Below are 9,563 nucleotides of genomic sequence, written 5' to 3' on the forward strand. Positions count from 1 at the left end.
CCCGCACGCCAGTTTTAATTTCAAGTTTAAGACTGTTTCCGTAATCCTAAAAGCAGATCCTGGCTTTTTGATTCCCGATACGGAAAGACCGGGAGATAGCCGAAACGAGTGCATAAAGACGGCTGACAGCCCTCCCGCATTGCGCTAGAATCCGCTCATTTGTTACCACGATTGAGTTGATGTTCGATGAAAACGCAGCCGAAGCAAGCAAAACAACCCTCTCCTGCCGAACTGCAGGCCTTGCACCAGCTCTTTCAGGCCGGTCGTCTGCAACAAGCCGAAGCGACGGCGCGATCGATGCTAAGCAAGTATGCCAAAGCGCCCGTCCTGTACAACATACTCGGGCTTTGCCAGCAAGGCCAGGGCAAGTACCGTGAAGCGGTGGCCAGTTTCCGGAAACTGCTGGCCATCGACCCGCGTATCGCTGAAATTCATTTCAATCTCGGCGTGCTTTTCACCCAACTCGATGATGTCAAAGAAGCCATAGCCAGTTATCGTAAAGCGCTGCAGCTCAAGCCGGCTTTGACGGTAGCTCACTTTAATCTGGGAACTTTGCTGCAGGGTCAGGGCTTGTTAAACGAAGCGGCACAGCATTATCAAGAGGCGATTGCCCTTGAACCCGGCTTTTTTGCGGCGCTGGGCAATCTCGGCACAATCCTGCAGCAGCAGGGCAAGCTTGAAGAAGCGGCGCAATGCTACCGTAGGGCGCTGGCGCTCAATGCTGATGCGCGCGGGTATTTTAACCTCGGGGCGGTCCTGTACGGGCTTGGACAGCACGAGGAAGCGGTCCGGCAGTTTCGGGAATCCGTCGGTCTGGACCCCCAGTTTGCCGATGCCTGGAACTCGCTCGGCGAAACGCTGCGCGACCGCGGCGAGATGGATGAAGCGATCCGCTGCTATAAAAAGGCCATTGAGGTTCAGCCTGATCATGATCGGGCCAAATACAACCTGGGCGAATATCTGTGCCTTGCTGGCCGGCTCAATGATGCCATCCCTTATTTCGAGGCCTCCGACTTTGCCGACAGCAAGGAGAGGGCGCTGCAATGTTTGTACAAAACCGGGCAATTCGAGCTGTTCAAGCAGCGCTTCGACGCGCTGACCGCCGATGCCCGGGCAACAACCGTTCTGCTTGGAACCTTATCGACCCATTACGCCGGCAATTTTCATCAGGAAAATCCTTACCCTTTCTGCGCGGCGCCGATGGACTATGTGCGGCATATGCACATCGATGAATTGACTGATCCCGATAATCCGCTGCTTCAGGAACTGCTGCACGACATTCAGCATCTGGCCATCGCCGAAAGGAAGCAGGGGCGGCTGTATTACGGCATACAGTCCGCCGGAAATTTACTGCTGCGCTCCGAGCGATCCTTTCAGCAACTCGCGGCCTTGATCCGCGAAAAGATCGTCGAATACCGGCAGCATTACGCAGGTACCAGCGACCGGCTGATCGTGGATTTTCCTCGAGAAATCGAATTTACCAGCTCCTGGTATCTGCGCATGAAGAAAGGCGGATACCTGGGCTCGCACATCCACGAGGAAGGCTGGATCAGCGGCTGCGTCTATCTCAAGCTGCCGGAGCGGATCACCGATCACGAGGGCAGTTTCGCGTACAGCACCGATGGCGATGATTATCCGAGACTGCATGACGACTTTCCGAGCCAGATAGTGGATGTGCAGGTGGGCGATCTGGTGCTGTTTCCTTCATCCCTGTTCCACCACACCCTGCCTTTCCAGTCCGACCAGGAGCGGGTCTGCGTGGCTTTTGACGTTAAGCCTGCCCCGTAGCTTGCGGGTTGGGGCTTTGGCGGAGGCCCGGCATGGGCGGCTAATTCAGGTAGCAGGGTACGCACTGCGTACCATTTTTGAAAATATCCAGATGAATTAAATCCAGAAGATACGCTGTGCGTACCCTACCGGACTGACGATTGAACGAAGGAGGTGCAACAAGGCTGGAGCGGGGCCATAAAATGGCGCTGAGGCGAAGTGCATCCTATGGCTTTTCAGCGAACCAATTTCTCATATGGCATCAAGCTATAGCGTTGCTTGATTGCCTCTTCATAGCTGGTCCGTAGTGAATCTGCCGCTTTCATATAACCCATGATTTCATCTTCGAGGTCGCTAGGGTCTCCGCTTTCGGCTGCTTGCTCCATTTCCGCTTTTAGCCCCCATATTTTTTCGTCCACTGCCTGTATCGCTGCTTCCAAAGCATATGCGCTAATTTCTATCATGCAAAATCTCCTAAAAAATCGTTTAAATTTTCTTACCTAATTCGATCGCTTTGACAATGGCATTTCGCGCCAAATTATCTAATGCACCTTTAAAAGAATCCATTCGCATCATCTTGGCCTTGCTTTCGATTTGGTAATGATTCGCATCAAAAATTTTGTTATAGCCAGTAAACCGGACAACAAGCGATTCTGGAATAACCGTACCCTTCGGTATCTCGAATGATAGCCAAGATTTTCCTTGAAAAACCTTTGCGCGATCAAATAATGAAGTGCCTCCACCAGTTTTAACCCACATATCTCCATTCTTGTCAGCAAATGAGTCGATATCTCTCTTTCGAGTTTTTCCGTTAGACAGTTGGCGAGGTTCAAAGTCAGGATATAAGATTTCCGGGGCTGGTTGGGCGTCGATGATTGCACCTCGCGGAAATTGTTCGATTCGTATTGAACGGAACAGATCAACAGTCGTTTCTTCCATGCATTACTCCTAATTTTTTATATCATCAGAAAGTTGAAGGTCAATCGTCATAGTGATGATTCCGATTAATGTAACCTTATTGGTTGCTATTTCTTCTTTTGGCATTGTCTAGCAAGCGAATCCCATATCCGGGTCTTACTTAAGCTCAGAAATAAAAAATTTTCGAGCATTGTTTTTCTGGACGAGATAACGCGCAAATCATATAAAAACAGTTTTAAACTAACCTCAAAGTATAACTCATCAATAAAATTATATATGATCGTTTTTGGTTAAATGCGCTAATTCAAGAAGCAGGGTACGCACCGCCTACCATTTTTCAAAATATTCAGATGAATTAAATCCAAAAGGTACTCAGCGCGTGCCCTGCCGGGCTGGGCGGGTAGCTTGGCGGAAGTCCGGCCTGGCCTGCTGCTGTTCAGTTTGAAATTTCAGCAAAAAACCAGAAAATCAAAGTCCTGCGGGTTGCCGTATCAACAGAACCCGACGCCTTGTTCAGTGTTCTTTAGGTGTATCGCGTGCTGTAGTTTTGACCGGCCAGATTAATTACACTATACTTGGTATCGATTCGATATTATATTAACAATAACCAAGGAGTATATTTATGTATAAATTTAAACCGATGGGGTTGGCTTTGGTTTTGGCAGTCGGTATATACGCACCGGTCAGTCAGGCTGATAATGAACAAAGCTATTTTGACCAAGTGGGCGATAAGTTTTTAACAGGGTCTGCCAATCTTTTTACCGGAATTGGAGAAGTCCCCAAAAATATTGTCAATATGAGCAAAGATACCAATCCAATCGTCGGAGCGACCGGCGGACTGATATACGGTACTTTGCATACATTAGGCAGAACCGCATCGGGCGTATTTGACGTACTCACCAGCCCGATCCCGACCAAGAGCATGGCCGAGCCTAAATATGTCTGGTCCGACTTCGACCAAACCACGACCTACGGCGGTACTTTCGAATAATAGTCGTTTTATCTCCCCGCTAGTTCGGGGAGATTTTTTCCTTCCATCCCCGTTTCCCGCACCCAGTCTATAATCTAAGCTGAAGCTTTGCGGGAATCCGGCCAACGCGGTTTCAAAGGAAACGCACCGCTTACCACTGTTTTAGTTTCGTGTTCCGCGCGGACGTTTTATCAGGAAAGTTTTTTCGAGATTTCAGATCCGCAAATCCTCGTTTTTCCAAAAAATTCCTCGGCTATTGCTTTGTTTCCTTATGTGCCCAACGCGCATTTCTAACGTTCAGATGGCGTTATAGTACTGACAAACTCCCGTTACAGGCACCCATTCAAAACGCCGGATTTGTGAACTTAGCTCAGGTGGCTATAATGCATATCCAAACGGTAAACAAAGGTGATTCTAATGAGCAACAATCCGAAATTACGGTGGGGCATTTTAGGCGCGGCGCGCGTCAATGAGCGGCTGTTGCCCGCCATTGTGGAAGCGCATAACTCCGAACTGATCGCGATAGCCAGCCGGCGGCCCGGCGCGGCGGCGCAGACATTGGTGCAGTATGCGCCGCAACAGCAGGGCGTTCATGCGTATGATGACCTGGATGAGCTACTTCAGAATCCCGACATTCAGGCCGTTTATCTGCCCATGGCGAATCACGAGCATGCGGAATGGGCGCTGCGCGCTATCGAACAGGGCAAGCATGTGCTGTGCGAGAAGCCGATGGCGTTGACGGTGGCTGATATCGAAGCCATCGAAGCCGCGGCGCATCGTCGCAATGTCACGGTCATGGAAGGCTTCATGTACCGCTTTCATCCGCAGCATGTGCGGGTGCTGGAACTGATCCGCTCGGGCCTCATCGGCGAGATCCGGTCAGTGCGCGCCAGCTATTCGTTCATGATGCGGCCCGCGCGCATGTACCGGCTGGCCGAAAGCGTCGGGCGCGGAGGCGGCGCCATGTGGGATATCGGTTGTTACGCGATTCATTCCGCGCGGCTGTTTTTCGATCATGCGCCGCTGGCGGTAACGGCCATGGCCAGGTATGTCGAAAGCGGGGCGGATATTACGACCAGCGGCATCATGGATTTCGGCGATGGCAGATTCGCTCATGTCGATTTCAGCTTTGAAAGGGCGCGCCGGTGCGAATACGAGGTGATCGGCACGAAAGGCGGCGTTAAATGCCATACGGTCTGGCAGCTGCCCGGCGATGTGCCGGTGCTTTCCTGGTGGACCGAAGATGGGCAGCAATGCGAAGAGCGCCTGCCGGCGGCCAACCATTTTCGGCTGGAAATCGAGCATTTCAGCGATTGCGTGCTGAACGGCAGACCGCCGCTGCTGTCGTTCGACGATGCCAAAATCAATTGCAGGACAATTGTCGCGGCCTTGCAGTCCGCCGCTCAGGGTCAGAAGGTGGCATTGGCTTGAACAATAAGCCCTGTCTGTTTAAAAAAGGCAACCAAGCTTCAGTGGAAGAAATATGGCGGGTTTAATCGATAAATTTAAGAGAGGGTAAACATTATGCAAACGTTACATATAGTGGTCGGATTGGCTGCGCTGGCACTCATTCTTATATTCTGGGCTGTCAAACGCTACTTGATCAAACAAAAGGCGGCCGGAAGCAGTGCGGCAAAGCCAAGCCCGAAAAGACCCGAAAGCGCGCCTGCCGCCGCGGCAAGCCGGAAGGATGCGCTCAACGTGCAGGCGGAAAGCAGTTTCCAGGTTTCAGATAGTGCCCAGCCTTCCGTTGACAGACGTGATTCCGGTATCGATGACAGACGCTATCATGCCGCCGAGGAACAGAAAGCAGAGCCTGTTCCAGTCGCCGTGCGCGAGACGGCTTCCGCGGTTGGTGCGGAAACAGCCAGAATAGCCGAAGCGCCGAAGGCAGAGCCGGCTCCAGCCCCTGTTCATGAGGAAATGCCTGCCACTGTTGCGGAAGCAGCCAAGGTTGCCGAAGCCCCGAAACCGGCACCGGCAACCGCTCGCGAAGAACTGCCGGCAGACTGGCTCCCGGAGGATTCCGTGCTCAGACGGCACTATCTGACGCATTTGCAGGCCGAGCGCGAGGCGCTGACCAATCCCTACCCGACCGATTCCACCTTGCGCCGGCATTATGACGCCATGGTGAAAATCCAGCTGGACGGCCCATCGATACAGGCGCGCGAAGAAAATGTGCCGACGCCGGAGGAAAGCAGGCTCACGGATGCCGCCAGCGGTCAGGCCGCCATTGCAAGCCTGCAGGAGGAAATCGAATCGGAGCGCGAATCCTCTTCGGTGGCAACTTACGATGAGGTGCACGCCGAGGCAGAGTCGGCGAAAGAAGACTGGCTGCCTGAGGATTCCGTGCTCAGACGGCATTATTTGGCGCATTTGCAGGCCGAGCGCGAGGCACTGACCAATCCCTACCCGACCGATTCCACCCTGCGCCGGCATTATGAAACCATGATAAGAGTGGCGCTGGGCTGGCCATCGGCTCAGGCAGGCGGCGAAGAAGCGCCTGCGCCGCAGGCAAGCGCAGTTGCAGCGCCGGCAAGTAGTCAGCCCGTTGTTCAAAGCAGCCAGCCAGAAGCCAGAGTGCAACCATCACTGGCGGTCGTTCGCGAGGAAGTTCGCGTTCATGTCCCGCATAAAATGAGCATACCGGAAGATTCCGTGCTCAGACGGCACTTCCTGACCCATCTTCAGGCCGAAATTGAGTCCGAGCTGCCGGAGCGTCCGACTGATTCAGTGCTCAGGCGCCATCATGAGGCAATGGTGTCTGCCAGAATGGCTGAGCGTCTGGAGCGGTTGCAAGCCTAGTTGAACAGGGTGGGCGCCGGTCTTTGCGCCCACCTTGCCGTTATCCTGAATTCAAGTCCGCCACGGGTGCGCCGGCAGATCGGTAAGGCCAATGACCTCAACCCCGGCCTTGGCGACCTGATGGTCGTTTTCCACCGTACTGCCGCTGACGCCGATTGCGCCGATCAGCACGCCATCCTCGTCGACGATGGGGATGCCGCCGGGAAAAGTGATCAGGCCGTTGTTCGAGTGCTCAATGCCGTAAAGCTTGCCGCCCGGCTGCGACAGCTCGCCGATCTGCCCGGTATTCATGCCGAAGAAACAGGCCGTCTTGGCCTTTTTGATGGCGATATCCACGCTGCCGACCCAGGCATTGTTCATTCTCACGAACGCCTTCAGATCGGCGCCCGAGTCCACTATTGCAATACACATCTGGGTGCTAATCCTCGTGGCTTCCTCAATGGCCGCCGCTATCGCCATTTCCGCCTGTTCATAGGTTACGTGCATGGTCTGGCCCTCCGGGGTTTTTCAAGCAAACGTAGCATGGCAAAAGCGATCAGAACAAGACGGGCAAATACTTAGTGGGTCAAGGCTCAGGTTTTCGTCTGAACAGTCGGCTAAAGCTGCCTCCGTAGGCTTGCGTATTTTCTGTGAGCCTTATCCGGAATAAAACAGTCAGAAAAGGCACTAAGTATTTGTATCCGGGGTGCGCCGTTATTCGGGGACGGCATCAACGCATTATTTGGTTATCCAGGCTATTGTTTAATCGAGAATGGCTTGAGCGTTTAACGTTAATAAAAATGGAAGAGACCATATGGCTAATCACGTAAAAACCGATGCACCTGCTTTAAAGCCAAGCACCATCCCAAGATCGGAGCCTTTGCCCTGGGAATTGCCCAAACCGGCCGAGGAAGATCCGGAAGCACCGCAACGGCTTAAAAAAATTCTCGCCAGCCCCAGTTATCGCCCGGCCGATCACGATCTCGAGTTCCTCTATCAGGATGATCTGCGCTTTTTCCGGCTGCAGGTCGATTTTTTAAAAGCGGAAAGGCTGCTTCAGGAAAATAAAATCAAACATACCATTGTTGTGTTCGGCGGCACCCGCATCAAGGAACCCGGCGGCGCAAAGCGGAAAGTCGAAGCGTTGCGGGCCGTATTGGAAAACAGGCCGGACGATGTGGATTTGCAAAAAAAACTGGCCATCGCTGAACGCATTTACGCCAAAAGCGGTTTTTACAATGTCGCTCGCGAGTTTGGTCGTCTGGTCGGCGAATCCGGAGAAGGGCCTTCCGATTGCAGCTGCGTCATTATGACCGGCGGCGGGCCGGGCATGATGGAAGCCTCCAATCGCGGCGCTTTCGACGTCGGCGCCAAAACGGTTGGGCTGAACATTCATCTGCCCTATGAGCAATATCCAAACCCTTACATCACGCCCGATCTTTGTTTTCAGTTTCATTACTTTGCCATACGCAAATTGCATTTTTTATTGCGGGCCAAGGCATTAGTCGTATTTCCGGGCGGCTATGGCACGTTTGACGAACTGTTTGAAACGCTGACACTGATGCAAACCCGCAAGATCCAGCAGGTGCCAGTGATTCTGGTCTCCGAGGCGTACTGGAGACAGGCTTTCAATATCGATTTTTTAATCGATGAAGGCGTGGTCGATCCCGAAGATCGGGAATTATTCTGGTATGCCGAGACGGCTGAAGAAATCTGGCAGGGCATCCTCGACTGGCATAAGGTCAACGGCATTCCGCTGTTTTAAATACGCTTTATGATGAGAAAAATGAGCCTTCTAGCCCGAAGATTACTGCCTCTGGCGCCGATTGCCGCGCTTTTGATCCTGATCGGGCATGAGTTGGAACTGCATCTTCCGGATATTGAGCATTGGGTGCAAAATCTGGGGCCTTGGGCGCCGCTGGGCTTCATCGGTTTATTCATAGTCTTGACGCCTTTGATCGTGTCTGTGGATGCGCTCTGCTTTGCCGCGGGGTTGCTATTTCCCATCGGCGAAGGCATGTTTTGCATCATTATTGCCACTTATCTCGCGGCATCGCTGATCTTTGTGCTGGGCCGTTATTTATTCAGGCAAAAGGCGGCCCGTTTCCTCGCAAAAAGCGAAAAGTTTGCCGCGCTTAATGCCGCCTTGGCCAATCAGGCCTTCAAGCTGATGTTTTTACTGCGGCTGACGCCGCTGCCGTTTGCAATGCTCAGTTACGCCTTTGCCATTGCGCCGGTCCGGTTCTGGCCTTATCTGACGGCAACCAGCGGCATATTTATCTACAATCTGACGCTGGTCTATATCGGCTATACGACCAAACATATAGCCGGCTGGATCAGCGGTTCTTCAACGCAGCCGGCGTTGCCGTATCCGTTACTGGCCGTCGGATTATTGTTCACCTTGGGGATAGTTTTTTACGTTTCGAAATTAGCCGGTAAAGCGCTTAAGGATCTGCATGTCGATAACTTCCAGGATAAAGTAACGCAATAAGATGATCCAACCAACTGTTACCCGACTTTATAAATCCAGGTCGAGTAAAAACTTCAATCATTCAAGGAGACGACAATGAAGTTAAAGTTACCCAGTTCATTCCGATTTATGCAATTGATACTTTTAACTTTGACCGGCGCGGTTGCGTTCTTTTTAACGTCATGTTCTACAGCGGAGCCTAAACGGGAGGTTATGTCGGAAGCAAAGGCTTGTGCTGAGGTGAACAAATTGATAGCGGCCCATCCCAGCGAGTTTGCCGGTTATAAGGAAAATAAGCGTTTCACCAGAAGAATGACCATTTGGGATGCAACGATGATATTCCCTAATGCCGATATCTGTCAGGTCTGGGAATGGAGCAATGGCTTGGATAATTACTATTGCGAGTGGAAAGCGGATGACGAGAAAGATGCGCAAGCCGACTTTCATAAAGCTGAAGGCATCCTGGAACAGTGCCTTGGGCCGCAATGGACGCGTCATAAAAATCCGACCACTTCCGGGGGCAAACACACCCGATTCAGTAAAGAAGGCTCCAAGACTGTTGTTTCACTTCGTTATTTCAAAGACGAATATTGGCAGACTGCCTTATATATCGGTGATAAGAGCAATTTGAACACGCCAATTCAATAAAATATT

At 52.2% G+C, this 9,563-nt stretch carries 10 protein-coding genes; 7 read left to right on the forward strand and 3 right to left on the reverse strand.

Going from position 1 to position 9,563, the window contains the following annotated elements:
• Window positions 1–186 precede the first annotated feature (186 nt).
• Window positions 187–1,788, forward strand: coding sequence for a tetratricopeptide repeat protein (locus V2P20_RS05210; RefSeq protein ID WP_331816807.1), 1,602 nt, complete (start codon window positions 187–189; stop codon window positions 1,786–1,788).
• 215 nt (window positions 1,789–2,003) lie between these two features.
• On the opposite strand, the gene V2P20_RS05215 is transcribed toward V2P20_RS05210, so the two are convergent.
• Entirely contained in the window at window positions 2,004–2,231 is a 228-nt protein-coding gene (locus tag V2P20_RS05215; protein ID WP_036254306.1) for a hypothetical protein, read from the reverse strand.
• 22 nt (window positions 2,232–2,253) lie between these two features.
• Window positions 2,254–2,706: a hypothetical protein gene (locus V2P20_RS05220; protein ID WP_331816814.1), complete on the reverse strand. Its 453-nt coding sequence runs from the start codon at window positions 2,704–2,706 to the stop codon at window positions 2,254–2,256.
• Window positions 2,707–3,307: 601 nt separating this feature from the next.
• Here V2P20_RS05220 and V2P20_RS05225 point away from each other — a divergent pair.
• From V2P20_RS05225 to V2P20_RS05235, 3 genes are all read left to right on the forward strand, one after another.
• Window positions 3,308–3,676 carry an exosortase system-associated protein, TIGR04073 family gene (locus tag V2P20_RS05225; RefSeq protein WP_331816816.1) on the forward strand — a complete coding sequence of 123 codons (369 nt, stop codon included), beginning with the start codon at window positions 3,308–3,310 and terminating at the stop codon, window positions 3,674–3,676.
• Between the two features lie 396 nt (window positions 3,677–4,072).
• Window positions 4,073–5,086 carry a Gfo/Idh/MocA family oxidoreductase gene (locus V2P20_RS05230; protein WP_331816818.1) on the forward strand — a complete coding sequence of 338 codons (1,014 nt, stop codon included), beginning with the start codon at window positions 4,073–4,075 and terminating at the stop codon, window positions 5,084–5,086.
• Window positions 5,087–5,179: 93 nt separating this feature from the next.
• Window positions 5,180–6,460 carry a hypothetical protein gene (locus tag V2P20_RS05235; protein WP_331816820.1) on the forward strand — a complete coding sequence of 427 codons (1,281 nt, stop codon included), beginning with the start codon at window positions 5,180–5,182 and terminating at the stop codon, window positions 6,458–6,460.
• 51 nt (window positions 6,461–6,511) lie between these two features.
• Here V2P20_RS05235 and V2P20_RS05240 read toward each other — a convergent pair whose 3' ends face one another.
• Window positions 6,512–6,946, reverse strand: a complete 435-nt coding sequence (locus tag V2P20_RS05240) for a heme-binding protein (RefSeq protein WP_331816822.1) — start codon at window positions 6,944–6,946, stop codon at window positions 6,512–6,514.
• 307 nt (window positions 6,947–7,253) lie between these two features.
• On the opposite strand from V2P20_RS05240, the gene V2P20_RS05245 reads away from it, so the two are divergent.
• From V2P20_RS05245 to V2P20_RS05255, 3 genes are all read left to right on the forward strand, one after another.
• The gene (locus tag V2P20_RS05245; RefSeq protein WP_331816824.1) at window positions 7,254–8,204 is read left to right on the forward strand and encodes an LOG family protein; all 951 of its coding nucleotides are present in this window, start codon (window positions 7,254–7,256) and stop codon (window positions 8,202–8,204) included.
• A 21-nt stretch (window positions 8,205–8,225) separates the two neighbouring features.
• Window positions 8,226–8,930: a VTT domain-containing protein gene (locus tag V2P20_RS05250; protein ID WP_331816826.1), complete on the forward strand. Its 705-nt coding sequence runs from the start codon at window positions 8,226–8,228 to the stop codon at window positions 8,928–8,930.
• Window positions 8,931–9,005: 75 nt separating this feature from the next.
• Complete coding sequence (locus V2P20_RS05255) at window positions 9,006–9,557, forward strand: hypothetical protein (RefSeq protein ID WP_331816828.1); 552 nt, start codon at window positions 9,006–9,008, stop codon at window positions 9,555–9,557.
• Window positions 9,558–9,563: the final 6 nt, after the last annotated feature.

Origin of the sequence: Methylobacter sp. Wu1 (assembly GCF_036553575.1) — a bacterium.
Classification (GTDB): domain Bacteria; phylum Pseudomonadota; class Gammaproteobacteria; order Methylococcales; family Methylomonadaceae; genus Methylobacter.

What these genes read in the sequence shown, in the direction of transcription:
- V2P20_RS05215 (WP_036254306.1), bottom strand. Translation starts at nt 2,231, where the DNA reads ATGATAGAAATTAGCGCATATGCTTTGGAAGCAGCGATACAGGCAGTG.
- V2P20_RS05230 (WP_331816818.1), top strand. Translation starts at nt 4,073, where the DNA reads ATGAGCAACAATCCGAAATTACGGTGGGGCATTTTAGGCGCGGCGCGC.
- V2P20_RS05250 (WP_331816826.1), top strand. Translation starts at nt 8,226, where the DNA reads ATGAGCCTTCTAGCCCGAAGATTACTGCCTCTGGCGCCGATTGCCGCG.
- V2P20_RS05245 (WP_331816824.1), top strand. Translation starts at nt 7,254, where the DNA reads ATGGCTAATCACGTAAAAACCGATGCACCTGCTTTAAAGCCAAGCACC.
- V2P20_RS05235 (WP_331816820.1), top strand. Translation starts at nt 5,180, where the DNA reads ATGCAAACGTTACATATAGTGGTCGGATTGGCTGCGCTGGCACTCATT.
- V2P20_RS05240 (WP_331816822.1), bottom strand. Translation starts at nt 6,946, where the DNA reads ATGCACGTAACCTATGAACAGGCGGAAATGGCGATAGCGGCGGCCATT.
- V2P20_RS05225 (WP_331816816.1), top strand. Translation starts at nt 3,308, where the DNA reads ATGTATAAATTTAAACCGATGGGGTTGGCTTTGGTTTTGGCAGTCGGT.
- V2P20_RS05220 (WP_331816814.1), bottom strand. Translation starts at nt 2,706, where the DNA reads ATGGAAGAAACGACTGTTGATCTGTTCCGTTCAATACGAATCGAACAA.
- V2P20_RS05255 (WP_331816828.1), top strand. Translation starts at nt 9,006, where the DNA reads ATGAAGTTAAAGTTACCCAGTTCATTCCGATTTATGCAATTGATACTT.
- V2P20_RS05210 (WP_331816807.1), top strand. Translation starts at nt 187, where the DNA reads ATGAAAACGCAGCCGAAGCAAGCAAAACAACCCTCTCCTGCCGAACTG.